Here is a 24,449-nt window from a genome sequence, read left to right as displayed (position 1 = left end):
GGTCGGGCGCTGCTCGCTGAGAGGTGCCGCTTTCTGTTGGACGGGGGCCACCCCAGCGGCACGACTGCCCGCAGCTACGCCTCGACGGTCCTTCCGTCGTGCAGGGCGATGGCGCGTTGCATGGCCTTGCGGGCGCGTGGGGTGTCGCGGGCGTCGTGGTAGGCGACGGCGAGGCGGAACCAGCTGCGCCAGTCGTCGGGGGCCGCTTCCGTCTCGGCCTTGCGCTTGGCGAAGACCTCGTCGGCCGAGTCGCGGTCGATACGACCGCCGGGGGTGCGCTTGAGCTCGTCCACCGGCAGGCCGCCCTCGGCGTCGAGTTCGGCGGCGAGGGCGTTGGCCTTGCGGACGAACTGGGTGTTCTTCCACAGGAACCACAGGCCGATGACCGGCAGGATCAGCACCGCCACGCCGAAGGTGACGGTGAGGACCGTGCCGGACTGGATGAGCATGACGCCGCGGCTGCCGACCAGGACGAAGTAGAAGACCAGGACGGCGGCCGTTATGGCGTAGGAGAGCTTGGCTCGCATGGCGGGTGTCAGCTCAGGTCCAGGAAGTGTTCCAGGCCGAAGGTCAGGCCCGGGGCGGTCACCACGCGGCGGGCGCCGAGCAGGATGCCCGGCATGAAGCTGCTGTGGTGGAGCGAGTCGTGCCGGACGGTGAGCGTCTCGCCCTCGCCGCCGAGCAGGACCTCCTGGTGGGCGAGCAGGCCGCGCAGGCGGACGGAGTGGACGGGAATGCCGTCGACGGTCGCGCCGCGGGCGCCGTCCAGCGCCGTCTCCGTGGCGTCCGGCGCCGGGTCCGTGCCTGCCGCGCGCCGCGCCTCGGCGATGAGCTGGGCCGTGCGCGTGGCGGTCCCGGACGGGGCGTCGACCTTCTTCGGGTGGTGCAGCTCGATGACCTCGACGGACTCGAAGTAGGGCGCGGCGATCTGCGCGAACTTCATCGTGAGTACGGCGCCGATGGAGAAGTTGGGCGCGATCAGCACGCCCGTCTCCGGGGAGGCGGCCAGCCAGCCGCCCAGCTGCGTGAGGCGTTCGTCGGTCCAGCCCGTCGTCCCGACGACGGCGTGGATGCCGTGGCTCACGCAGTACTCGAGGTTGTCCATCACCGAGGCGGGCGTGGTGAGTTCGACGGCGACCTGGGCGCCGGTCTCCGCCAGCGTCTCCAGCTTGTCGCCCCGGCCGAGGGCGGCCACCAGCTCCATGTCCTCGGCCGCCTCGACGGCCCGTACCGCCTCCGAGCCGATCCGGCCCTTGGCACCGAGGACCGCCACGCGCAGCTTGCTCATCTTCTTGCTTCCTTCAGGAGAGGACTTACGCGACCGCTTCGTGCAGACGGGACGCCTGCTTGTCCTTCAGCGGGCCGATGACCGACAGCGAAGGCCGCTGTCCCAGGATGTCCCGCGCGACCGAGCGGACGTCGTCCGGGGTGACCGAGGCTATCCGGGCCAGCATGTCGTCGACGGACATCTGATCGCCCCAGCACAGCTCGCTCTTGCCGATACGGTTCATCAGCGCGCCCGTGTCCTCGAGGCCCAGGACCGTCGAGCCCCGGAGCTGGCCGACGGCGCGGCCGATCTCGTCGTCGGACAGGCCGTGCTCGGCGACGTGGTCGAGCTCGTCACGGCAGATCTTGAGCACGTCGTGGACCTGCGAGGGCCTGCAGCCCGCGTACACGCCGAACAGGCCGCAGTCGGCGAAGCCCGAGGTGTACGAGTACACGCTGTAGGCCAGGCCGCGCTTCTCGCGGACCTCCTGGAACAGGCGCGACGACATGCCGCCGCCGAGCGCCGTGTTCAGCACCCCGAGGGCCCAGCGGCGGTCGTCGGTGCGGGCGAGGCCCGGCATGCCGAGGACGACGTGTGCCTGTTCGGTCTTGCGGCCGAGGAGTTCGACGCGGCCCGCGGTGCGGATGGTGCGGCTGCCGTCGCGCGGGGCGATGGGGGCCGCCGCGTCGTTCTTGAAGGCGCCCGCCTTCTCGAAGGCCGCGCGGACCTGTCGTACGACCTTGTTGTGGTCGATGTTGCCGGCGGCCGCCACGACCAGGTGGGTCGGGTCGTAGTGCTTCTTGTAGAAGCGGCGGATGCGGTCCGCGGTGAGGGCGTTGACCGTGTCGACCGTGCCGAGGACCGGGCGGCCGAGGGGGTTGTCGCCGAACATCGTGTGCGCGAACAGGTCGTGCACGCAGTCGCCCGGGTCGTCCTCGGTCATCGCGATCTCTTCGAGGATCGCGCCGCGCTCGACGTTGACGTCCTCTTCGAGTATCAGCGAGCCCGTGAGCATGTCACAGACGACGTCGATGGCGAGCGGCAGGTCGGTGTCGAGCACGCGCGCGTAGTAGCACGTGTACTCCTTGGCCGTGAACGCGTTCATCTCGCCGCCGACCGCGTCGATGGCGGAGGAGATGTCCAGCGCACTACGGCGGGTGGTGCCCTTGAAGAGCAGGTGCTCCAGGTAGTGCGTGGCGCCGTTCAGGGTCGGGGTCTCGTCGCGGGAGCCGACGTGCGCCCAGATACCGAAGGTCGCGGAGCGGACCGAGGGCAGGGTCTCGGTGACGATGCGCAGGCCGCCCGGGAGGGTGGTCTTGCGGACCGTGCCGATGCCGTTCTCGCCCTTGATCAGGGTTTGGGTACGGGCGACGGCCCGCGCCTCCGAGGAGGTGCGGGCCGTCGCCTTGAAGCCACGGGGCGTCACTTGTCGCCGTCGTCCTTCTTGTCATCGTCGTTGTCTTCGCCCTCGATCACAGGGATCAGGGAGAGCTTGCCGCGGGAGTCGATCTCGGCGATCTCGACCTGGACCTTCTGGCCCACGCCGACGACGTCCTCGACGTTCTCCACGCGCTTGCCGCCCGCGAGCTTGCGGATCTGCGAGATGTGCAGCAGACCGTCCTTGCCCGGGAGCAGCGACACGAACGCACCGAAGGTCGTCGTCTTCACGACGGTGCCCAGGTAGCGCTCGCCGACCTCCGGCATGGTCGGGTTGGCGATGCCGTTGATCGTGGCGCGGGCGGCCTCGGCGGCCGGGCCGTCGGCGGCACCGATGTAGATGGTGCCGTCGTCCTCGATCGTGATCTCGGCGCCGGTGTCCTCCTGGATCTGGTTGATCATCTTGCCCTTGGGGCCGATGACCTCACCGATCTTGTCCACGGGGATCTTGACCGTGATGATCCGCGGGGCGTTCGGAGACATCTCGTCCGGCGTGTCGATCGCTTCCATCATCACGTCGAGGATGTGGAGGCGGGCGTCACGGGCCTGCTTCAGGGCGGCGGCCAGGACGGAGGCCGGGATGCCGTCCAGCTTGGTGTCCAGCTGGAGCGCGGTCACGAACTCCTTGGTACCCGCGACCTTGAAGTCCATGTCGCCGAAGGCGTCCTCCGCACCGAGGATGTCGGTGAGGGTGACGTAGTGCGTCTCGCCCTCGATCTCCTGGGAGATGAGGCCCATGGCGATACCGGCGACGGGGGCCTTCAGCGGCACACCGGCGTTCAGCAGCGACATGGTGGAGGCGCAGACCGAGCCCATGGACGTCGAGCCGTTGGAGCTCAGCGCCTCGGAGACCTGGCGGATCGCGTAGGGGAACTCCTCGCGCGTCGGCAGGACCGGCACGAGGGCGCGCTCGGCGAGGGCGCCGTGACCGATCTCGCGGCGCTTCGGGGAGCCGACGCGGCCGGTCTCGCCGGTGGAGTACGGCGGGAAGTTGTAGTTGTGCATGTAGCGCTTGCGGGTCACCGGGGAGAGGGTGTCCAGCTGCTGCTCCATGCGGAGCATGTTCAGGGTGGTGACGCCCAGGATCTGGGTCTCGCCACGCTCGAACACCGCGGAGCCGTGCACGCGCGGGATGGCCTCGACCTCGGCGGCCAGCGTGCGGATGTCGGTGACACCGCGGCCGTCGATGCGCTTCTTCTCCTTGATCACGCGCTCACGGACCAGCTGCTTGGTGAGCGAGCGGTACGCGGCGGAGATCTCCTTCTCGCGGCCCTCGAACTCCGGCAGGAGCTTCTCGGCGGCGAGCGCCTTGACGCGGTCCAGCTCGGCCTCGCGCTCCTGCTTGCCGGCGATGGTCAGCGCGGAGGCGAGCTCCGGCTTGACGGCGCCGGTGAGCGCCTCCAGGACGTCGTCCTGGTAGTCGAGGAAGATCGGGAACTCGCCGGTCGGCTTGGCGGCCTTCGACGCGAGGTCGGCCTGGGCCTTGCAGAGCACCTTGATGAAGGGCTTCGCGGCTTCCAGACCGGCGGCGACGACCTCCTCGGTCGGCGCCTCGGCGCCGCCCTTGACCAGCTGGATGGTCTTCTCGGTGGCCTCGGCCTCGACCATCATGATCGCGACGTCGCCGTCCTCCAGGACGCGACCGGCGACGACCATGTCGAAGACGGCGTCCTCGAGCTCGGTGTGCGTCGGGAACGCGACCCACTGGCCGTTGATCAGCGCGACGCGGACGCCGCCGATCGGGCCGGAGAAGGGCAGACCGGCCAGCTGCGTGGACGCGGACGCGGCGTTGATCGCCACGACGTCGTACAGGTGGTCGGGGTTGAGCGCCATGATCGTGGCGACGACCTGGATCTCGTTGCGCAGGCCCTTCTTGAAGGACGGGCGCAGCGGGCGGTCGATGAGGCGGCAGGTGAGGATGGCGTCCTCGGAGGGGCGGCCCTCACGGCGGAAGAAGCTGCCGGGGATCTTGCCGGCGGCGTACATCCGCTCCTCGACGTCCACCGTCAGGGGGAAGAAGTCGAGCTGGTCCTTGGGGTTCTTGGAGGCGGTGGTGGCCGACAGCACCATGGTGTCGTCGTCCAGGTACGCCACGGCGGAGCCGGCGGCCTGCTTGGCCAGGCGGCCCGTCTCGAAGCGGATGGTGCGGGTGCCGAAGGAGCCGTTGTCGATGACGGCCTCGGCGTAGTGGGTCTCGTTCTCCACTAGCGTTTTCTCCGATACTTTTCGTCTTTTGTCCTTGTCTGCCCGTGTGGCAGGAGGACCGTCACGGAGAAGCGCTCCACTGGTGCGGGCCGGTCTTCGATCGAAGCACCCGGGGCTCGCTTTCCCCCGGGGGCCACTACCGAGGACCGGCGGCGGCGAGGTGCGCTTCTCGCTGTGTCGTACGTATTGCGTTGTGCTACCACACTACAAAGGGGCAGTGACACTCCGCATGTTTCCGTGCGTACGGACGTTTCCGCACGTACGGCAAAGGGAGCGGTCCCGACCCTTCGGGAACCGCTCCCCCAGCACGGCGTCCTACTTGGCGCCCGCCGCACCACGGCGGATGCCGAGGCGGTCGACCAGCGCACGGAAGCGCTGGATGTCCTTCTTCGCCAGGTACTGCAGCAGGCGACGGCGCTGACCGACCAGGATCAGCAGACCACGGCGGGAGTGGTGGTCGTGCTTGTGGGTCTTGAGGTGCTCGGTCAGGTCCGAGATCCGGCGCGAGAGCATGGCGACCTGGACCTCGGGGGAGCCGGTGTCGCCCTCCTTCTGGCCGAACTCGGTGATGATCTGCTTCTTCGTAGCGGCGTCGAGCGACACTCGTACTCCTCGTAGTCTTCATGGATGCCACCGAGTGCCCCCGGTCTTTGTCTCGGGGGAGCTTCCGTTACTCGGGAGGCGGGGATCCGCTGGGCGCGGCCTCCAGGGCCGGCAGGTGAACCTGCGGGGGCTCCGGGGGTGCGTACACAAACGGCCGTCACACAGGGTACCAGCCGGCGGGGACGCTACTTCACGGCCATGCTCTCGATGCCCAGGACCAGATACACCCACTTGGGCTGCCCCTTGGCGGGCCCGTCGACCTTCTTGACGCCGAGGAAGATGCGGCCGTCCTGGACGACGATGTCGTTGTAGTCCGTCATCGTCATCAGATCGGCCTCCTGGGGGAGGTCGAAGTAGAGGTACGGGGTCTCCGTGCCGGTCCGCGGGTCCAGGCTGACCAGCCCCGAGGGCATGACGTGCTGGTCGCTCACGCGTACGGCGAGGAGTCTGCCGCCGCTCATCCGGACCGGGTAGAGGAGGGAGCCGGGGCCGGAGTCGTACTTCTTGGTGGTCTTCCCGGTCGCGAGGTCGAAGCCGATGATCCAGTTGGAGTTGATCAGCTCGCCCGAGTCCTTGCTGCGCAGGAAGACCTGGCCGTCGCCGACGGCGATGGTCGGGCAGTCGTCGGCGGTGAGGAAGTCGTCGTACGAGCACTCCCCGACGTAGGTGCCGTTCTGGAGACGGATGACGGCGCGGGGCTTGCCCGAGGTGTCGAGGGAGAGCATCTCGGAGATGCCGATGCCGCCGGCCTGGACGGCCAGTACCGGCGGCTCGGCGGAGGGGATGTCGAGGTCGCGGATGCCCTTCGCGGCGGAGTAGGTCCACAGGACCTTGCCGGTTCTCGGGTCCACCTTGCGCGCCTTGTAGGTGGTGGCGTCCGTCGAGTCGGCGGGGGCCTTGTCGTTCCAGCACTGCTGGCGGACGAGCAAGGCGCCTCCGCTGCCCCCATGTCCTGGCAGGAGCCGTTGGAAATCGTCTCCCACGCGCGCGTGCCGTCCTTCATGCGGTACGCGTCCGTGCCGCCGCCCCAGGTGACGACGACCGTGCCGTGCACCAGGGTCACGCTGGGGGTGTCCTGGACGTCGCCGCCCGTCGCCATGCCGTGGCCGTCGCCCAGTTCGGACACGGGGAAGTCGCCGTCCCAGATCTCACGGCCGTCGTCGAGGTCGAAGAAGGCCACGTGGTTGCAGAAGGCGTTGCCGCGGTCGTTGGCCCGGAACAGCACGGCGGTGCGGTTGTCGCCGGTGACATGCCGGGTGTAGCCGCAGATCGGGCCGTCGAGGGGGAGCTTCCACTTCTCGTCTCCGGGGGTGGCGTCGGTGCCTATGCGCAGGCCGATGACGGTCTTGTTGATGCCCTTGGCGAGGATCTTGTCCGTGGCCCACATGCCGGGCATCCGGTAGTGCTCGCCCGGGCTGAGGTCGTCCACGGAGAAGCGGAAGGCCATCTTGCCGGTGGGGTTCGCAGGCTTCTTCTCGACGGTCTCCCGGACGTCGAGAGGTCCCTGGCGGGCGGCCTGCCCGTTCGAGGTCTTCGTGCCGCCGCCGGCGCCCCACAGGAGCCGGCCGCCGGTGCCGAGTGCCGCGACCAGCACGAGTGCGAGCAGCGCCAGGAGCCACTTCGGGCGGCTCTTTTGCCTTGGGGGCTCCGCGGGCGGGGCGGGCTGGGTGTACATGGGCGGGGGCGGGCCGAAGCTCACGCGTGGGTCCTTTTCCTGTGGAGTTTTCCTGTGAACGGGGTGCGGCTTCCGTTGCAGTGCTCACGCCGACGCCCCACGCCCTGCGTGCAGGGTGTGGGGCGTTCAGGATTTTTCGCCGGGTGGGGTCTCAGTTCCCGATGCCGCCGCGGACCTTGCCGTAGACGTCGAGGACCGCCAGGCAGACGGGGACCAGGGAGAGCAGGACCAGCGAGTCCGCGAGGTCGAGCATGCGGCCCCAGAACGGGGACAGCCCCTTCTGCGGCACGATCAGGGCGATCGCGATCAGGAGCAGCACGCCGGCCGCGACCGAGGCGCCGAGCCACAGGGTCCGTACGTTGACCGGGCCGTGGTTGTTCTGGAGCAGCTGGATGACGATGTCGGCCGGCGGCGAGATCGCGAGGCCGAGGACCAGCAGGCCGAGCGTGATGACACCGGCCACGAACAGGCAGGTGACCTGGGCGGTGTAGCGGAACAGTCGCGCCCGCAGCATCGCGGCGAGGCCGGTGAACAGGGCCAGCAGCTGGGCCCAGCCGCTGTCGCTGAAGCCGAGCACCGCGCCGCCCGCGCCGACGATGACGGCGGCGCAGCCGCCGACCAGGCCGAGCAGCAGTTCGTGGCCGCGGCTGGTCTGGGCGACGATGCGCTGGACGTCGACGGCCTCAAGGTCGCCCTCCTGACCGTCCCGGCGCGCCCTGGCCAGCTCCTCCGGGTTGCGGAAGCCGATCGGCAGCTTGGCGAAGCGGGCCGACCAGCCGGGCAGGAAGCCGACGACGGCCAGGGCGACCACCGAGGTGCCCGCGGCGATCTCGCGCGGTGCCGCGTCGGTGAGCACACCGCAGAACACGGCGAGCGTGCCGATCGCGGAGGCCAGCGCGGCGGCCACGAACGGGGCGTCGCCCTGCGGCAGCAGCATGATCAGCACGACGGAGAACAGCAGTACGGCGACGCAGCCGACGAGGAACTGGAGCCTTCCGGGGCCTTCGTGCGCGCCCTGCGCGATGACGCCGGAGCCCGCGATGAGCGCGTGCGGCAGCGCCGAGATGCCGAGTGCGACGGCGGAGCCCCGGTCGTCGTACACCCGGGCCCGTACTCCGGCGAGGGCCGTAAGGCCCAGTGCGGTCACGCCCGCGAGGATGCCCTGCAGGCCGTGCATGTCGTGCCGGATCGGGTCCGCGAACCAGAAGACGAAGCCGAGCATGACCAGCAGCAGCGAACCGGCGACGAGGCCGGCCACCCGCATCAGGTTGTCGTTCCAGCTGCGGATGTCCTGCTTGACCGCGGCGGCGATGGCGTCCACGACGTCGTCGTGGACGGCCGGCGGCAGGGAGTCTGCGAAGGTCCGCAGCAGCAGCACCTCGCCGTCCCTGACCCGGTGCTCCAGCAACGAACGGCTCGCGTCGAGCACCTGACCCTCGCGGGTCACAAGGTGATAACCGGCAAGACTGGTGTCCGACTGGACCAGGCCCGAGAGCCTGATGATCTCAGGAAAGAGGTCCTGGATCGGCAGGTCCTCCGGCAGCGCGACATCGACTCGGCTGTCCGGCGCTGCGATGGTGATTCGGCAGAAACCTGTCGAAGTCCCCGTGCTCACCTGGTGTTCCCCCTGCTAGACAAGGCTGCTTCATGCAGTTCGTACAACGCGAATCGCCACCCTATCCCTTGCCGTACGGGGTGTTGGGGCGCCCTCCCTCAATTCTCCCCGTACCCCCTCCGCATCTCCATCCTCCTGGCTCTCCTGCGGCCCGGGGGCATCAGTAGGATCGACGCCTACACGCGAAAGACGCCTACGCGAACGGGAACACGTCGCGGTACACGGGGGCGTCGATGCCAGGACGTTTCAATCACGAAGGATGAGTGCATCGGTGAGCGTCGTCATCATCAAACGGCCACCGCGGATACCACCCCCGGTGGTGCCGGACGGCGAGGTCAAACTGGAGACGCCCCCCGAGATCCCTCGTGAGGGCGACGAGAGCATGCTGATGAACCTGCTGCCCATGATGGGCATGCTGGGTTCCGTCGGGTTCTTCTTCATGCCCAACCTCCCCCCTTACATGAGGGTGGTCGGCGGGCTGATGCTCGCCTCGACGCTGGCCATGGCCATCGCGCAGTTCGCCAAGTCCCGGCAGGGCGGCGGCGCGGGGATGGCGCAGGACCGTCGTGACTACTTCCGCTACCTGGAGCAGGTCCGCAAGGACGTGCACAAGACGGCGGAACTGCAGCGGCGCAGCCAGCTCTTCCAGCACCCGGACCCGGAGCAGCTGTGGGCGGTGGCAGCCGACGGCAAGCGGCTGTGGGAGCGGCGCCCGACCGACGCGGACTTCGCCTCCGTACGGATCGGCCGCGGCGTCCAGCAGCTCAACACGCCCCTCGTGGCCCCGGACACGGCGCCCAAGGAGGAGCTGGAGCCGCTGACCGCGGCGGCCATGAAGGCGTTCCTCGACGCGCACGGCAGCCTGCACGACCTGCCGGTCTCCATTTCGCTGCGCGCCTTCTACCACGTGACGATCTGCGGCGACACGGACACCGTCTACGGCAACGCCCGCGCGGCCATTTCCCAGTTGGCGACGCTGCACTCGCCGGAAGACCTGATGGTCGCCGTGGTGGCACACCCGTCCGCGACGGCGGACTGGGACTGGATCAAGTGGCTGCCGCACAGCCAGCACCCGAAGGCCAAGGACGGAGCGGGCTCGTCCCGGCTCCTCTTCGACGACCTCGGGGAGCTGGAGGAGGCGCTGGCGGGCCAGCTGGACGACCGGCCCCGCTGGAACCGCGAAGCGAACCCCGTCTACGACCAGCCGCATCTGATCGTGGTCCTCGACGGCGGCACCGTGCCGCCGGACTCCGAACTCGCCAGTTCCGAAGGGCTCCAGGGCGTCACCTTCCTGGAGATCGCCCCGGGCGAGCTGGAGGAGGAGCTGCGCGCCGGTCTGACGGCGTATGTGAAGCCGGAGCGGATGCAGCTGTTCGTCGGCCACGAGTCGGCGTACACCGGCAAGGCCGATGTGCTGAACCCGGAGCAGGCCGAGTCCCTGGCCCGGCAGCTGGCGCCCTTCCGGGTCGGTTCCGCGGAGGAGGGCGAACCCCTTCTGTCCAACCTGGACTTCACCGACCTCATGGGCATCGGCGACGCGGGCACCGTCGAGGTCTCCCGCACCTGGCGGCCGCGGACGCTGCACGAGCGGCTGCGGGTGCCGATCGGTGTCGGCGAGAACGGCGAGCCGGTCATGCTGGACCTCAAGGAGGCCTCGCAGGAGGGCATGGGCCCGCACGGCCTGTGTGTCGGTGCGACCGGTTCCGGCAAGTCCGAGGTACTGCGCACGCTGGTGCTCGGTCTCGCGGTGACGCACTCCTCGGAGACGCTGAACTTCATCCTCGCGGACTTCAAGGGCGGCGCGACCTTCGCGGGCATGGCGGACATGCCGCACACCGCGGCCGTGATCACCAACCTCGCGGACGACCTCACCCTCGTCGACCGCATGCGCGACTCGATCATGGGTGAGACGCAGCGCCGCCAGGAGCTGCTGCGCTCGGCCGGCAACTACGCCAACCTGCACGACTACGAGAAGGCCCGGGCCGCCGGCGCCGCCCTCGAACCGATGGCGTCGCTGGTGATCGTGCTCGACGAGTTCTCCGAACTCCTCACCGCCAAGCCCGACTTCATCGACATGTTCATCCAGATCGGCCGTATCGGCCGTTCGCTGGGCATCCACCTGCTGCTGGCCTCGCAGCGCCTGGAGGAGGGCAAGCTGCGCGGCCTGGACACCTATCTGTCGTACCGGATCGGTCTGCGGACCTTCTCCGCCGCCGAGTCACGTACGGCGATCGGTGTGCCGGACGCCTACCACCTGCCGTCGATCCCCGGTTCCGGTTATCTGCGTTACGACACCGACACCATGGTCCGCTTCAAGGCGGCGTACGTGTCGGGGCCGTACCACGGCGAGGGCCCCTCCCGGGTGCACCGCTCGACGCAGCTGCGGCCCGCGCTGTTCACGGCGGAGCATGTGGCGCTGCCCCCGCAGCCGGTGATCGAGGAGCCGGAGCCCGACAACCGGGTGGACGACGCGCTCGCCGACACCGTCCTGGACGTCCTCGTCGGCCGGATGGTCAACCAGGGGCCGCCCGCCCACCAGGTGTGGCTGCCCCCGCTGGAGGAGGCGCCCTCGCTGGAGCAGCTCCTCCCCCAGCTCGCCGTCACCCCGGAGCGCGGCCTGACCGCGCCCGACTACACGGCGCTCGGCCGGCTCAATGTGCCGGTCGGCCTGGTGGACAAGCCGTTCGAGCAGCGGCGCGACGTGCTGTACCGGGACTTCTCCGGCGGCGCGGGCCACGGTCTGTTCGTCGGCGGTCCGCAGTCCGGCAAGTCGACGCTGCTGCGTTCGCTCATCTCCTCGTTCGCCCTCACCCACACCCCGTCCGAAGTGCAGTTCTACTGCCTGGACTTCGGCGGTGGCACGCTGATCGCGATGGAGGACCTGGCGCACGTCGGCGGGGTCGCCAACCGTCTCGACGCCGAGAAGGTGCGCCGTACGGTCAGCGAGGTCGAGGGGATCCTGAACGCGCGCGAGGAGTACTTCCGCGCGAACAACGTCGACTCGATCCAGACCTACCGGCAGCGCCGGGCCGCGGGCCATCTGCCCGACCAGATCTGGGGTGACGTCTTCCTCGTCATCGACGGCTGGGCCACCTTCAAGACGGACTACGAGCTGCTGGAGTCCACCGTCACGGAGATCGCGACGCGCGGTCTCGGCTTCGGTGTGCACGTGATCCTGACTGCGAGCCGCTACACCGAGGTGCGGCCCGCGCTCAAGGACATGCTGCAGAACCGCATCGAGCTCCGGCTCGGTGACCCGACGGAGTCGGAGGTCGACCGCAAGGTCGCGCAGAACGTCCCGGCTGCGGTGCCGGGCCGTGGTCTGACCCAGGACAAGCTGCACTTCATGACCGCGCTGCCCCGGGTCGACGGCTCCTCGGCGACCGAGGACCTCTCCGAGGCGACGTCGATCCTCATCCGCGGCATCAACGACAACTGGCAGGGCAACCACGCCCCGGCCGTACGGCTGCTGCCCACGCTGCTCCCGTCCGACCGGCTGCCCAAGGGGTTCGAGCACCCGGACCGCGGTGTCGCCATCGGCATCGACGAGTCGTCGCTCGCGCCGGTCTTCGTCGACTTCGAGACGGACCCGCTGTTCATCGTGTTCGGTGAGAGCGAGTCCGGTAAGTCCGCGATGCTGCGGCTGCTCGTCAAGCAGATCACCGAGCGGTACACGCCGGACCAGGCGAAGATCGTCATGGGCGACTACCGGCGTGCGCACCTGGAGGGTGTGCCCGACTCGCACCTGTCGCGGTACTGCGCCTCGGCGCCGGCCCTGACGGAGACGCTGGAGGGCCTGGCCGGTTCGATGCACCGGCGTATGCCGGGCCCGGACGTCACGCCCGAGCAGCTGCGCAACCGCAGCTGGTACAGCAGCCCGGACGCGTTCGTCATCGTCGACGACTACGACCTGGTGGCGACCGGCGTGAACCCGCTGGCCCCGCTCCTGGAGTACCTGCCGTTCGCCCGTGACGTCGGTCTGCGCATCATCATCGCGCGTTCCTCGGGCGGTGCCAGCAGGTCTCTGTACGAGCCCGTGATGCAGCGGATGCGCGAGCTCGGCGCCCAGGGTCTGGTGCTCTCCGGCGACCGGTCGGAGGGTGCGCTGCTCGGCAACATCACGGCATCCCAACTGCCGCCCGGCCGCGGGTACTTCCACACGCGGCGGCGCGGTGGACAGCTGATTCAGACGGGCTGGCTGCCGGCCCGGTTCTGAGCGGCGACTGCTGCGACACAGGGGGCGGTACCCGCGCGGGTGCCGCCCCCCTTGTGTCAGTGGGGGTCGCTATGGTGGCGTTGCCAGAGAAAACAGAGAAAAGACAAGCCACGGGGGGCAGTTGTGTCGTCGGACTTCATGGACTCCGATCCCAAGGTCCTCAAGACCGAGGGCTTCAACATGTACACGGTCGGCCAGGACTTCTCGAAGGCCGTGAAGGCCCTGCAGGACGGACTGACCGCGCTGGAGGGCACGGGCACCCCGCCCTGGGGTGACGACGACATCGGCGAGAAGTTCGGCGTCGCCTACACCGGTCTGCGCGACGGCATGTACCAGTCGATGGGCAGCCTGGCGGAGCGGCTGGCGGGGATGGGGATCGCCTTCACCAAGATGGGCGTGGCTCACGAGCAGAACGAGGCCGACCAGCTGGACATCTGGAAGGCGACGACCGCCGAGTACGACGGCCAGGTGAAGCTGCCGCCCGGTGTAGCACAGGGCACGTTCACCAAGGCGCAGAACACCTGATCCCGTACCGGATGTGCGGTAGCCGACGGCACGGGCAGCACCCGCGCAAGTAGGGTGAGTCGAGTTCGTCGTCACATGTCAGGGAGAGGCCCCGCAGCATGACCGAGGTACGGAACAACGGGATCGAGACCCCGGCCGAGATCAAGGCGCGCAAGGAGCGGGAGCGGGACGAGCTGTACGCACTCGACATCTCGGGGGTCGAGTGGCACAGCGCCCCCGGCACCGAGGAGCACGAGGAGCGCGTCGAGATCGCGTACCTGCCCGAGGGCGCGGTGGCCATGCGCTCCTCCCTCGACCCCGACACCGTGCTGCGGTACACCGAGGCGGAGTGGCGGGCGTTCGTACTCGGGGCGCGGGACGGCGAGTTCGACCTGGAGCCGGCGCCGCACAACGGCGGGGTGCCGGCGGACCGGGCCGAGTAGTACAGGCCGGGGTTCCGTCTCGGTCACCAGTCCGCCCGGCGCCTAAGATCGGCGTCGTACGCGAAGGCGTCCGCGATGGCGGAGGACGGGGACCCATGACCGGCTCGACCGAGGACTACGCACCGCACCCGCACATCGGCGGCCGGACCGCCGCGCTGCGCGCGCTCGCCGCATGGCGCGCGGCCGCGCCCGGCGCTCCGCGCGTGGTCGTGCTGACCGGCAGCTCCGGCAGCGGGCGCTCGCGGCTGGTCACCGGGTTCCTGATGCTGTGTGACCCGGAGTTCCGGGGGCGGCTGCCGCTGGACGAGATGGATCCGTCGACGGTGCCGCCGGAGCTGCCCGCCCCGGCGGTCCCGGCCCCTGACGGGCTGACCGCGGCCCAGGTCCTGTGGCTGCTCGCCGACCACTACGAGCTGAAGGCCACCGGCACCGAGGACGTGTACGCCGAGCTCGCCGCACTCGACGAACCGGTGACCGTCGTCGTACCCGACGTGGACCGGGCCGGTCCGGTACGCGCCGCGGACGAGCCCGCACGGCTCGTACGGGAGGTACTCGCGCCCCTGGCCGCCACCGGAACCGTGAGGCTTCTGGCCGAGGTGCCGCGCCCGCTGGCCGCCGAGCTGGCCGCGGGGCTGCCGCCCGGTTCCGTACAGATCATCGATCTCGACGAGCCGCAGTGGGCCGACCCGGAGGGCCTGGTGCTGCACGCCCAGGCGGCGCTGAATCCGGCGTTCGGCGCACCGGAGCTGCCGTTCACTGTCGATCCCGCCGCCCGGCTCGCCCTGGGGGCGGCCATCGGCCGCCGGGCCGGGACCAGTCCGCTGGTCGTCCAACTCGCCGTCCACTGCGTCCTGATGGCCCCCGAGGGCTTCGACCCGGCCGACGAGAGCCACCTGCCGGCCTCCGTCGGCGAGGCCCTCGACCTGCACGCCCGGCGGCTCGGCGCCGACCCGCAGACGCTGCGGCTGATGCTCGCTCCGCTCGCCCTGGCCGAGGCCGACGGCATCCCGGTGCATCTGTGGGCCCGGCTGGCGAGCGCGGTCGCCGGGCAGGACATGAGCCAGGCCTTCGCGGACGGGATGCTGCTCGCCGGGCCGTTCGTGCAACCCGAAGAGCGCGAAGGGGACGACGGGCGTACGTTGCTGCGGCTGATGCACCCGGCCGTCGGCGACGAGATCCGGGCGGGCCTGCCGAGTGTCCGAGCGGCCCAGACGCAGATCGCGATGGCGCTGCTGGAGGCCGTGCCGGGCCAGGACTGGAGCAAAGCCGACCCGTACGTTCGCGACCACATTGCGGGCCACACCCTGGAGGCGGGCCTGCTGCCCCAACTCCTCACCGATCCCGGGCTGTTCGTGCATGCCGACCCGGTGTCGCTGCGCGCCGCCGTGGAGGCGGTCCCGACCGGGGAACTCGGCGCACCGGCCCGTACGTACCTGCGTACGGCGCCCCTGCTGACCCGCACGCAGGTTCCCGCCGTACTGCGCGCCGCCCTGCTGGAGACGGCCTTCGTCGAGGACGGCCTGCCCGAGTACGCCGATGCCATCCACGGCCGGCTCGGCCTCGACCTGCCCTGGCAGACCCTGTGGAGCCTGCCAGTCCCGGGTGTCAGCGCCGTGACGGTCGGCAGCCTGCCGCAGCCCGAAGGGCCCGCTGTCCCGGTCGCCGTGCTCGTCGTACCCGCCGGCACGCCCGGCGCGCACGCCCTCGGGGAGGCAGAGTCTTCCGCGGTGCTCGTCCATCACCTCGTAGGACCGGACGAGGTCGGTGACCTCGACCCCGGGCAGATCCTGCGCCCCTCCGAGGAGGAGCGGGGCGCCGCCCCGCTGGGCCTGAGCCGCGGCGCCGACTACCTGCGGGTCTGGGACCGGGCGAGCCAGGAGGTCGTGGCCGCGCTGATCTCCGACACACCCTTCACCGCTGCGGACCTGTCCCCCGACGGCATCCTCGTCGTCGCGACCGAGCGTGGGGCGAAGGCCCTGCGGATCCGTCCGGCGGGCCCGGCGATAGCCTCGTAGCAACACCCGTCCCAGACGTTCGACACTCACATCGACCAGTCGTCTCGACCCGTCATTTCGAAGGAGTCTCCCCTTGACCAGCCAGGAGCAGGCGGCGGCGCAGGGCGCGAGCGCGCCCGCCGGCGCCCGTCCGGTCACCGGCCCGGGCAACACCGCCGTCTTCACCTATGTCGACCCGGCGAACGGCGAGGAGACCACCCTCTTCAAGAACTCCGGCCCGGGCCTTCCGCCCGCCGAGTACCAGGCGTGGGCCGACCTGCGGCGGTTGAACGTCCCCGTCGACAGTGTCGTCGCCGTCCACACCGACCTGCGTCCGAGCCTGCTCCCCGGCGGCTACACGTCCGAACTGCTCAGGTCCTTCCCCAACGCCCAGCTCTCCTGCTCGCAGACCTACGGAGCCCGTCCCGAGGAGCGCGCGGAGGGCGTCGCGGCGCTGGTCGCGCAGGTCGAGATGCTGCACCAGGTCGCGGGCCGGCAGCCACCGCCGCGCCCGCACCGGCTGCCGGTGCCGACCCGGGTGGCGCCCGCTGAACCGATGCGGGACGTGGCCCTCGGCCGGCACCTCGTCGACATCTTCGGCGAGGACGGCGTACGCCGCTACGCCGCCGACGACATCGCCGAGAGTCCGCTGCCCGAGACCGCCAAGGCCACCCTCACCTGGGCAGGGCTCCCCGCCGACCTTCCTCTGTTCTTCACCGCCGACCAGCCCGACAGCCCTCCGCGCGGCGGTCTGTTCACGGACGTCGCCACGAATCTGCGCGAGCGCCAGAGCCCGGCCGGCGAGGAGAAGATCGGAGTTCTGGCGCACCTGGCCCGGATCGGCTACGACGGGGTCGCGGTGATCGCCGTGCAGTGCCTGCCCGGCACGACGGAACCGGACGGCCTCGGCGCGCTGTGGGCCGTGGACCCGGTCACCGCCGCGTGCCGCTACGTCAACGTCTCGGCGTCGGCCTTCGCGCGCTCCCTGGCGCTGCTCACGACCGTACGGCGGCGGATGCAGGGCCTCGACCCGGTGGCGGCCGGCGCCGAAGTGGCGGCACTGCAGGAACAGTTGGTGGCCGTCGACGCGTCCGCGCTGGCCAACGCGGAGACCTGGTGGTCGCTGATCGTCGAGCAGATGTGGCACGGGTTGTTCTGACCGGCCCGCAGGATCCCCACTCAGCGCACAAGGGAGAACTCTCCGTGACTTCGGACCACCCGGCCCCGCCGACCACCCCCGAACAGGCTCTTGAGATCGTCCGCGACCGTTACGCGGAGCCCAAGCTGCCGGACGGCACCCCCGCCGAGCTGCGCGTCGAGGAATTCGACATCGGCTACCTGGTGTACGCGGTGTTCCCGCCGGTCACGGACGCCGCCGGCCGGCCACAGCCCGCCCCGCCCGGCGGCAGCAAGATCGTCGTCTCGAAGGAGACCGGCGAGACGGTCACCGTCCCCAACTACCCGACCGAGGCGGCCATCGCGCTGTACCGCCGGCAAATCCAGTGACCAACGGCGAACAGTGATCAGTACAGCGAGAATCCGCCGCTGTGCCGGCCCTGGTTCCGCTTCCCCGAGCGCGATGCCTCGCCCAGCGGACGCTTCGTCTCGGACGGCTCCGAGGAGGGGTCCGCGTCCGTCAGCGGCTCGCCGTGCCTGATCCGGTCACGTTCCTCGTCCGAGAGCGACTCCCACTGGCCGCGCAAGGAGGCCATGCCACCGCCCAGGGCGTGCGCCACCCCGGGGTCGTCCAGGGCGTCGCGCAGGGGCAGGCGGCCGGAGAGCAGCTTCTTCGCCGCGTCCTGCAGGTCACTGCTGACGCCTTCGGTCTCGGTCAGCTTGCGCAGGGCCGAGTTCAGCGAACGGATCTGCTCCGGTTCGAGCGCCTCGTCCAGAACACCGCGGTCCGTCGAAGGGTCTTGCGGGTTCGGTGAGTTCTCCGGTCGGCTGGTCATGTCGCGTCTCCTCGCTGCCCTCGTCTCTCGGACACCCGAAGTATCCCCCGTCACGTACGGCTGCCGTGGTGCCCCCCATCAGTCCGGTCCGCTGCGAGGGCACGTTTGCGTCCGACGACGGCAGGAGCACGCGGCGTGATCGGCGTGGGGCTGGTGGGAGCCGGGGTATTGTTCCTGGTCAGCGACTTTGTATGACCGGAGCGCCGGAGGACAGCCCGCGCCGGTCAACTTCACGTTGATCTCTGTTCGTTCAGTCAGCCGCGCAGTCAACCACGGGGTCCCCCAGGCATGTCGACACCTCCTCCGCAGTACCCGAACCAGCAGCCGTACGGGCAGCCGCAGCAGCCGTACGGATACCCGCAGCAGCCGCAGGCTCCGTACGGATATCCGCAGCAGCCGCAACCCCAGCCGCCTCAGCGCGGACCTCAACGCCCGCAGCCGGGCGGGCCGTTGCGGGTTGCGAAGGCCATCGCCATGGTCGTCGTGCTCTTCGGCGGCGTGGGTTAATACGTCTGGGACTACAACACCAGCCCCACGGGCGGCAAGGCGAGGGCGGAGGCTTCGGCGTCCGCGTCCGCCGCGGCCCACGACCCCGAGATCGGCGACTGCGTCAAAGTCAAGGACCCCAAGGGCGAGCCGGTGACGACGGTCGTCGACTGCGGCTCCCCCGAGGCCGAGTACAAGCTGGGCGAAATGGTCCCTGGCGCGAACATGGAGTGCGGATCCAAGTACGACTACGGCATCCAATACCACCGCCGGACAAGCGGCTACACCTTGTGCTTCACCAAGGTCTGAGCTGGTCCGCGCTCCGACGTGGGACCTGCAACAGTTTTGTGACAGCAACACCCTGAAGTTGCGGGCGGGTGAGTCCGTAAACTTTGCGAACGGCTGTACTCCTGCGTGACTTTCCTTGACCGATGAGGGAGTTGTACGGCCGTGTCGTCTGACGGGGGTGCTTTCTGCTGTGTCGATGATGCTGCCGGACGAGCTCGAGTGGGTTCTCGAGATGCTCGGCTACAACTGGCCGACGGCGGACGAGGACAAGCTCAAGGACTCGGCCAAGCTGTGGCGGAAGTTCGGCGACGACGTCACCGAGCTGCACACCACGGCGAACCTCAGCGCCGGCCAGGTGGTCGCGCACAACGCCGGCGAGTCGATCGACGCGTTCACCAAGACCTACAAGAAGTTCGACGGCGGAGGCGGCGACGGCTACCTGGGCAACGCCGCCCAGGCCGCCTACCTCATCGCGAACGTGATGGAGGCCTGCGCCTACATCGTCGAGCTCGCGAAGTGGGCGGTGATCGCCCAGCTGATCGCCCTGGCCATCGAGATCGCCGCCGCCCAGGCCGCCGCGCCCTTCACCTTCGGCCTCTCCGAAGTCGGCGCGCTGGGGGCGACCCAGGTCACCCGGCTGATCGTGCGCCGCCTCCTCGACGAGCTCAAGGAGGCGCTGCTCAACGCGATCGTCGAGGCGATGAAGGAGCCCGCGATCTCGATGATCGAGGCGATCATCACCGACCTGATCCGCCAGACGGTGAACGTCGGCTTCGGCGCCCAGGAGGGCTACGACCTCGGCGCGACCGTCAAGGCCGGCGCCGACAGCGCCTGGGACGCCATCAAGCAGACCCCGCAGACCCTCGCCGAGGGCGTCCGCGACAGCCTGGGCGAGAAGGCCGGGCACCGGGCTCACCATGCCATCGACAGCCGCATCGACGGGCATGGCGGGGGTTCTGAGGGCGGGCACGGGGACGAGGGTTCGAACTCTTCCGACGGGGACGGGGACGGGGACTCCAACTCCTCGGACAGCGACGGGGGTTCGGATTCATCCTCCGATTCGTCCTCCAACTCCTCCTCCGACTCGTCTTCGTCCAGCTCAGACTCCAGCTCCCACTCCAACGGCTCCGACGCGTCGGGGTCTGATTCCTCGACGTCGACCCGGGCGGGCAGCAACACCGGAGTGAACATCGGCGGTGGCATATCCGCCGACACCGGCGGCAACGGCATCGGTGCGCCGGATCTCGGAGCGGGGCCGGGTTCCGACTCGGGGTCGGACTCCGGATCCGGCTCCGACTCGGGGACCGGTGCCGACTCCGGGGCCCAGAGGCCACCGCTCTCCCACTCGGGTCCGACGCTGTCCGACTTCGACGATCCCTCGCCCAGTGGAGCGTCGTCCGGCGGCTCGGACTCCGTGGGTGCGGCCGACGGTCCGAGTGCATCCGGTCCGTCCCACTCCGGCGGCGGCTCTCCGGTGTCCGGCATCGCATCGCCGACCGTGCATTCCGTGTCGGCCTCCGCGTCGCCAGGGGGGACTTCTCCGTCGCCGTCGACGGGCGGCCACGGCGGGATCAGCACCAACATCGACAGCCTGGCCGCCAGCGCCCCCACCCACACCAACGCGGCGCCCACGCCCACTCCGACGACCGGTGACCCGTCCTCCAGCGGTGGGGGCGGGGTCCGTGCCGATGGCGGCTCCGGCATGCCTACGTCGCCCGTGACACCCTCCACGGCGGGCGGGATGGGCGGCGGCTCGCATCACGGTGGGGGCACGTCCGGCAGTACGTCGTCCGGGGGGAGCCCGAGCAATCCGACGCCCAACTCCGGGACGGCGCGGACGACTTCGGCCACAGCGTCCGGTACGACGTCCCCCACGGGGTCGGGGCCGGCCTCCACGCCGAGTCCGACGTCGCCGTCCACACCCCGGAGCACTCCGACGCCGACGGCCTCCGCGTCAGCGACGGCGGATGCACGCGTTGCCGGTGGAGCGGGGCTTCGTGTTTCCGGTACGGGCGACGGGCGCGTTCCCGGTACGACGGACGGCCGTGCCCCTGGCACTTCGGACGGGCGGACTCCTGGCACGCCGGACGGACGAATGCCGACACAGCGCACACCCGGGAGCACGCCGCCGGGCGACGGCACGACCCCGAGGACCACGCCTGGAACGACGCCGGGCGACGGCACGACAGGTACCAGGCCGGGTGACGGCACCACGCCTCGCAACACCCCCGGCACCAGGCCCGGCGACAGCACCACGCCCCGCAACACCACGGACCCGACCGGCAGCACTCGACCCAACATCCCGGGCCAGAACTCGAACACCGGTACCTCGAACCAGAGCCCGTCGTCGACCCCGAGGACCACCTCGCCGTCCACCGGCACCTCCACGTCGACGCCCTCCGCATCGACGCCGTCCACGTCGACCGGCTCCGGTTCGGACCGCACCTCGACACCGAGCGACGGCACCTCGAACTCGTCGACGCCGAGCAGCCGTACGAGCAGCTCGTCGGGCAACAGCTCCACCACGCAGGGCACACCCGGTACGTCCGGCACCCAGAACCAGCCGGGATCGAACACCGGTACCGGCTCGACTCCCAACAGGCCGTCCCAGCCCGCGGGCGGCACGCCGAACACCCCGCACACCCCCAACGCCCCGCAGCAGCCGGCCGCACAGTCCAACGCGCCGTCGCAGAACAACGCGCCGAACAACCCGCAGCAACAACAGCACCAGGTGACACCGGTCCCGGTCCACACCCCCATCCGCGTCCCGGGCTCCTCGGCGTCACCGTCCCACGCGTCGGGATCTGCCACGCCCCACGCGCCGGGCTCGCCCCAGGCCACCCCCGGCAACCCCAGTCACCAGCAACACCCGCAGCAGGACAGCCTCCAGGACATCCGCTCCGACCTGGACCACTACCCGGGCGGCCTGACCGAACCCGACCCCGCCGACCAGCAGGCGCTGGACGACGCCGTGCCGCGCAACGAGGACGGCACCCCGCAGCGCCACCCGGACCCCTTCGAAGGCAACTGGTCCCAGCTCCAGAACGACGGCGGCGTCAACGTCCCGGGCCGCAGCAACAACTGCGCCGACTGCTCCCGCTCGTTCCTGGAGACCTGGTACGGCAACCCGCAGGTCTCGGCGCCGCGCACGCTCGACACCGACGTAAACGGCAACCCCGACGTCTGGTCCCCCGAGCACGACGCCAACGACAACCAGATCCGCTGGACCGGCGCCGCCCACACCTACGCCGGCCCCGGCGGCGACCCCAACACCGCCAACAACATCGCCTCCACCCTCCAGCAGGCGGGCCCCGGCTCGGCGGCCATCGTCCAGGTCGACTGGCCCGGCGGAGGCGGCCACGCCTTCAACGTCGTCAACCACGACGGCAAGATCGTCTGGGTCGACACCCAGAGCGGCCAGGTCAGCAACCAGCCGCTCCACATCGACCAGGCCGCGCATGTCTGGCACATACCGCTGGACGCGAACCGGAACCCGATCGACACGAGCCAGCCGCATGCGGAGGGATCGGACGGCTCCGAGAGCCAGAACGACGAGTCGCAGAACCCGAACGGCGGCGACTCCCAGCCGGAGGCTTCCGAGAACAACGGGGAACCGGAGAACAGCCAGAGCCCGCAGAGCGAGGCCTCGAGCGATACCCCGAAGCAGGACGACGGCACCGAAACGGGACCCGATTCCCCTAAGTCGTCGGCCCCGGCGACTCCGGACGCCTCGAACGACGGGGACTCCGCGCATCCGTCGACGACCGACCCGAACATGTTGCCGGACCCGACGCGCGGCGAGCATGAACCCGAGAACGACCGGCCCCAGAGCGAGACCAATAGCCTCTCCGAGCCGGACGGCACGCCTGATGGCAAGCAGCCCTCCCACGACGTCCCGGACACCCCGGAGAGCCGGCAGTCACCTGGGACTCCCTCGGAACAGAACCGACCGTCCTCTGCCGAGACACCGAGCACCTCGAACCAGCAGGCACACTCGGACGAGGCGGCACACCGCGACGAGCGGGGCCACAGCCCCGACAGGGACTCCGAGCAGCCGACCACGACGACGGAGAACCCGTCCCGACTCGACTCCTCTTCAGAGCAGCGACCGCCCGCGCACACCACATCCGACAACGCCGACAACGCCGACAACGCCGACAACGGCACGCCGGATCACGCCACGGCCCCCACCCGAGCGAAAACAGACACCCCGAACAATCAGGAAGCGCCTCAGCAGGCCAGCACGGCGGCGGGCCAAGGCAGGCCGGCTGCGCACCAGCAGACCACGGTGCCCGGGGGCGCCGACCGGCACACGCATGCTCCGGATCGCGACACCCCCACTCAGAAGAAGCCAGAGACCACCGCGCGGCCAGACGACCGATCCCGGCCCGCAGCGGAGACCCGACCCGACCGTAGAACGCCCATCACCCCTGGCACTCCCGACCACCGGTCACCCAATGCGCCAGCAGGCACGAATTCGGGTGCCGACCATAACGCCGTGCCGCAGCGGCCCCGGGGAAGCGCCGCATATGACGCGGTGCAGGACAGAAATGACACTCACTACGGCATGCTCCCCGAGCCGTCTCAAGCCAATCTTCGGGAAACCAACGACGTAGCACAGACCGATCTAACCCCTGTATATGATCGAATTCACGAGTGGAGCAATAACGGTGAGCTCAGCTCACTGTTGGGGAACCAACTTGCCGATGAGCAGGGCGGCATCCGCAAGAGCACGCTCATCAACGCGCTGACCGGATTCGGGGACTTGACGGAAGGACAGCAGGGCGCGGTGGTCGCCGCCTTGGCCCGCATGGACCTGCGCTTCCATGCCACAAGTGCCGTGGGCACTGCTCTGGATCCCCATACAGACAATCCGAATTCACCTGCCAATTACACTCCGCACACGACCGACCCGGAGAAGATTGAACGGTCGAACACCGCTCGAAAGGTGATCGGCCAACTGATGGACAAAGCCGGCATCAAGTCCGCCGGCGTCCACTACCACACCGGAAAAGCCATCCCTGGAAGGGCTGCCCTCACGGAAGCAATCCACCAGCGCATCTCGGAAGGGGAGGGCCTGACCGACAGTGAGATAGCGGAAGCAGTTCAGAATGAGATCCAGTCACTCGGCGACCACAAGGGAGACTGGTCACGCAAGAATTTTGCAGTGATCGAGGTGCGAGACCCCGAGAACAACAACGAGATTCGATACGTCGTGGACAGTTCTCTCCCGATGAGCAGCGCTTGGGGAGGCGGCGTCCACTCCGAGCCACATGCAATGGAGTGGATAAAGGCAGTCAACGCGAAGCGTGAAGCCGCCGGCGAGGCTCCTTTCGAACCGGTCAGCCTCTACACGGAGCGCGAACCCTGTGGCCATGCCTCAGGAAACGACTGCTCAGGCTACATTTCCGATGAGATCGAAGAACCAAAGGATGAGGATCAGCTACAGGAGGGGGAGAAAAAGAACAGCCTGCGCATCCATTATGGTGTCGGATTCCGCAGGGGTCAAATAGATCCTGACGCAGACCTTTCGAACGATGACGGCACCACCGCCACCCCGGAAGAGGCAAAAGAAGAGGCAAGGAAGAAGTTCACGGGAGACTTCAATAACTACGTAAATCGACTGAAAGGAATTTGGGAAGGAAACGCCAAGGCTGGCAGCATGAGCAGTTAGGGATGTCCAGGTCCAGATCTGAACGTGACGTGGTGGGCGATGGTCCACTTGACTGGATACTGAGCACGGCAGAAGCTTGGGTCCGTTGAC

The 24,449-nt window shown here is 69.5% G+C and carries 21 protein-coding genes; 10 read left to right on the top strand and 11 right to left on the bottom strand.

From position 1 onward, the window contains the following. Positions 1-74: 74 nt before the first annotated feature. The 6 genes from EDD92_RS34105 to EDD92_RS51505 form a co-directional block, all read right to left on the bottom strand. Positions 75-527, bottom strand: a complete 453-nt coding sequence (locus EDD92_RS34105; RefSeq protein ID WP_123967857.1) for a hypothetical protein — start codon at positions 525-527, stop codon at positions 75-77. Between the two features lie 8 nt (positions 528-535). Beyond that, the gene (gene dapB / locus EDD92_RS34100) at positions 536-1,288 is read right to left on the bottom strand and encodes a 4-hydroxy-tetrahydrodipicolinate reductase (protein WP_123967856.1); all 753 of its coding nucleotides are present in this window, start codon (positions 1,286-1,288) and stop codon (positions 536-538) included. A gap of 25 nt (positions 1,289-1,313) precedes the next feature. Further along, entirely contained in the window at positions 1,314-2,693 is a 1,380-nt protein-coding gene (locus tag EDD92_RS34095; protein ID WP_123967855.1) for a pitrilysin family protein, read from the bottom strand. Beyond that, complete coding sequence (locus tag EDD92_RS34090) at positions 2,690-4,909, bottom strand: polyribonucleotide nucleotidyltransferase (RefSeq protein WP_030945094.1); 2,220 nt, start codon at positions 4,907-4,909, stop codon at positions 2,690-2,692. The genes EDD92_RS34095 and EDD92_RS34090 overlap by 4 nt, the downstream gene beginning before the upstream one ends. Positions 4,910-5,224: 315 nt before the next feature. Beyond that, positions 5,225-5,512 (bottom strand): 30S ribosomal protein S15, encoded by a 288-nt coding sequence (rpsO, locus tag EDD92_RS34085; RefSeq protein ID WP_030945091.1) that lies wholly within the window; start codon positions 5,510-5,512, stop codon positions 5,225-5,227. A gap of 185 nt (positions 5,513-5,697) precedes the next feature. Beyond that, positions 5,698-6,441 carry a PQQ-like beta-propeller repeat protein gene (locus EDD92_RS51505; RefSeq protein ID WP_260326929.1) on the bottom strand — a complete coding sequence of 248 codons (744 nt, stop codon included), beginning with the start codon at positions 6,439-6,441 and terminating at the stop codon, positions 5,698-5,700. A gap of 18 nt (positions 6,442-6,459) precedes the next feature. On the opposite strand from EDD92_RS51505, the gene EDD92_RS51500 reads away from it, so the two are divergent. Continuing rightward, positions 6,460-6,774, top strand: a complete 315-nt coding sequence (locus tag EDD92_RS51500) for a hypothetical protein (protein ID WP_260326928.1) — start codon at positions 6,460-6,462, stop codon at positions 6,772-6,774. Between the two features lie 564 nt (positions 6,775-7,338). On the opposite strand, the gene eccD is transcribed toward EDD92_RS51500, so the two are convergent. Beyond that, positions 7,339-8,802, bottom strand: coding sequence for a type VII secretion integral membrane protein EccD (eccD, locus tag EDD92_RS34075; RefSeq protein WP_099931716.1), 1,464 nt, complete (start codon positions 8,800-8,802; stop codon positions 7,339-7,341). Between the two features lie 271 nt (positions 8,803-9,073). On the opposite strand from eccD, the gene eccCa reads away from it, so the two are divergent. From eccCa to EDD92_RS34045, 6 genes are all read left to right on the top strand, one after another. Beyond that, positions 9,074-13,018, top strand: coding sequence for a type VII secretion protein EccCa (eccCa, locus tag EDD92_RS34070; protein ID WP_123967854.1), 3,945 nt, complete (start codon positions 9,074-9,076; stop codon positions 13,016-13,018). Between the two features lie 138 nt (positions 13,019-13,156). After that, positions 13,157-13,543, top strand: coding sequence for a hypothetical protein (locus EDD92_RS34065; RefSeq protein ID WP_123967853.1), 387 nt, complete (start codon positions 13,157-13,159; stop codon positions 13,541-13,543). Between the two features lie 98 nt (positions 13,544-13,641). Continuing rightward, entirely contained in the window at positions 13,642-13,965 is a 324-nt protein-coding gene (locus EDD92_RS34060; protein ID WP_099931713.1) for a DUF397 domain-containing protein, read from the top strand. 95 nt (positions 13,966-14,060) lie between these two features. Beyond that, positions 14,061-15,980, top strand: coding sequence for an ATP-binding protein (locus EDD92_RS34055; protein WP_123967852.1), 1,920 nt, complete (start codon positions 14,061-14,063; stop codon positions 15,978-15,980). Between the two features lie 73 nt (positions 15,981-16,053). Next, positions 16,054-17,118, top strand: coding sequence for an SUKH-4 family immunity protein (locus EDD92_RS34050; protein ID WP_123967851.1), 1,065 nt, complete (start codon positions 16,054-16,056; stop codon positions 17,116-17,118). 44 nt (positions 17,119-17,162) lie between these two features. Next, entirely contained in the window at positions 17,163-17,465 is a 303-nt protein-coding gene (locus EDD92_RS34045; protein ID WP_123967850.1) for a hypothetical protein, read from the top strand. Between the two features lie 17 nt (positions 17,466-17,482). Here the strand turns inward: EDD92_RS34045 and EDD92_RS34040 are convergent, their stop codons facing one another. Beyond that, the gene (locus EDD92_RS34040; RefSeq protein WP_123967849.1) at positions 17,483-17,911 is read right to left on the bottom strand and encodes a hypothetical protein; all 429 of its coding nucleotides are present in this window, start codon (positions 17,909-17,911) and stop codon (positions 17,483-17,485) included. Positions 17,912-18,199: 288 nt separating this feature from the next. Here EDD92_RS34040 and EDD92_RS51495 point away from each other — a divergent pair, with 288 nt between their 5' ends. Together EDD92_RS51495 and EDD92_RS51490 are read left to right on the top strand one after the other, a co-directional pair. Next, positions 18,200-18,418, top strand: a complete 219-nt coding sequence (locus EDD92_RS51495; protein WP_260326927.1) for a hypothetical protein — start codon at positions 18,200-18,202, stop codon at positions 18,416-18,418. Positions 18,419-18,550: 132 nt separating this feature from the next. Further along, entirely contained in the window at positions 18,551-18,706 is a 156-nt protein-coding gene (locus EDD92_RS51490; RefSeq protein ID WP_260326926.1) for a hypothetical protein, read from the top strand. Here the strand turns inward: EDD92_RS51490 and EDD92_RS50100 are convergent. The 3 genes from EDD92_RS50100 to EDD92_RS50090 are packed head-to-tail and all read right to left on the bottom strand — an operon-like array spanning position 18,693 to position 21,496. After that, the gene (locus EDD92_RS50100) at positions 18,693-19,631 is read right to left on the bottom strand and encodes a hypothetical protein (protein WP_185124218.1); all 939 of its coding nucleotides are present in this window, start codon (positions 19,629-19,631) and stop codon (positions 18,693-18,695) included. The two genes, EDD92_RS51490 and EDD92_RS50100, sit on opposite strands and share 14 nt — an antisense overlap. Beyond that, positions 19,598-20,389 carry a hypothetical protein gene (locus EDD92_RS50095; RefSeq protein WP_185124217.1) on the bottom strand — a complete coding sequence of 264 codons (792 nt, stop codon included), beginning with the start codon at positions 20,387-20,389 and terminating at the stop codon, positions 19,598-19,600. The genes EDD92_RS50100 and EDD92_RS50095 overlap by 34 nt, the downstream gene beginning before the upstream one ends. Before the next feature lie 54 nt (positions 20,390-20,443). Further along, complete coding sequence (locus tag EDD92_RS50090; protein ID WP_185124216.1) at positions 20,444-21,496, bottom strand: hypothetical protein; 1,053 nt, start codon at positions 21,494-21,496, stop codon at positions 20,444-20,446. Between the two features lie 160 nt (positions 21,497-21,656). Here EDD92_RS50090 and EDD92_RS50085 point away from each other — a divergent pair, with 160 nt between their 5' ends. After that, positions 21,657-24,359 carry a toxin glutamine deamidase domain-containing protein gene (locus EDD92_RS50085; protein WP_185124215.1) on the top strand — a complete coding sequence of 901 codons (2,703 nt, stop codon included), beginning with the start codon at positions 21,657-21,659 and terminating at the stop codon, positions 24,357-24,359. Positions 24,360-24,449: the final 90 nt, after the last annotated feature.

Source organism: Streptomyces sp. TLI_185, assembly GCF_003814765.1.
Classification (GTDB): domain Bacteria; phylum Actinomycetota; class Actinomycetes; order Streptomycetales; family Streptomycetaceae; genus Streptomyces.
Note: the sequence above shows the minus strand (reverse complement) of the source record. Positions and strands in the feature narration are given on the sequence as shown.

What these genes read in the sequence shown, in the direction of transcription:
- dapB (WP_123967856.1), bottom strand. Translation starts at nt 1,288, where the DNA reads ATGAGCAAGCTGCGCGTGGCGGTCCTCGGTGCCAAGGGCCGGATCGGC.
- EDD92_RS34055 (WP_123967852.1), top strand. Translation starts at nt 14,061, where the DNA reads ATGACCGGCTCGACCGAGGACTACGCACCGCACCCGCACATCGGCGGC.
- EDD92_RS50100 (WP_185124218.1), bottom strand. Translation starts at nt 19,631, where the DNA reads ATGCCCGTCGATGCGGCTGTCGATGGCATGGTGAGCCCGGTGCCCGGC.
- EDD92_RS51500 (WP_260326928.1), top strand. Translation starts at nt 6,460, where the DNA reads ATGTCCTGGCAGGAGCCGTTGGAAATCGTCTCCCACGCGCGCGTGCCG.
- EDD92_RS50095 (WP_185124217.1), bottom strand. Translation starts at nt 20,389, where the DNA reads ATGCCGGAGCCGCCATCGGCACGGACCCCGCCCCCACCGCTGGAGGAC.
- EDD92_RS34065 (WP_123967853.1), top strand. Translation starts at nt 13,157, where the DNA reads ATGGACTCCGATCCCAAGGTCCTCAAGACCGAGGGCTTCAACATGTAC.
- EDD92_RS51495 (WP_260326927.1), top strand. Translation starts at nt 18,200, where the DNA reads ATGTCGACACCTCCTCCGCAGTACCCGAACCAGCAGCCGTACGGGCAG.
- EDD92_RS34060 (WP_099931713.1), top strand. Translation starts at nt 13,642, where the DNA reads ATGACCGAGGTACGGAACAACGGGATCGAGACCCCGGCCGAGATCAAG.
- EDD92_RS34105 (WP_123967857.1), bottom strand. Translation starts at nt 527, where the DNA reads ATGCGAGCCAAGCTCTCCTACGCCATAACGGCCGCCGTCCTGGTCTTC.
- EDD92_RS34040 (WP_123967849.1), bottom strand. Translation starts at nt 17,911, where the DNA reads ATGACCAGCCGACCGGAGAACTCACCGAACCCGCAAGACCCTTCGACG.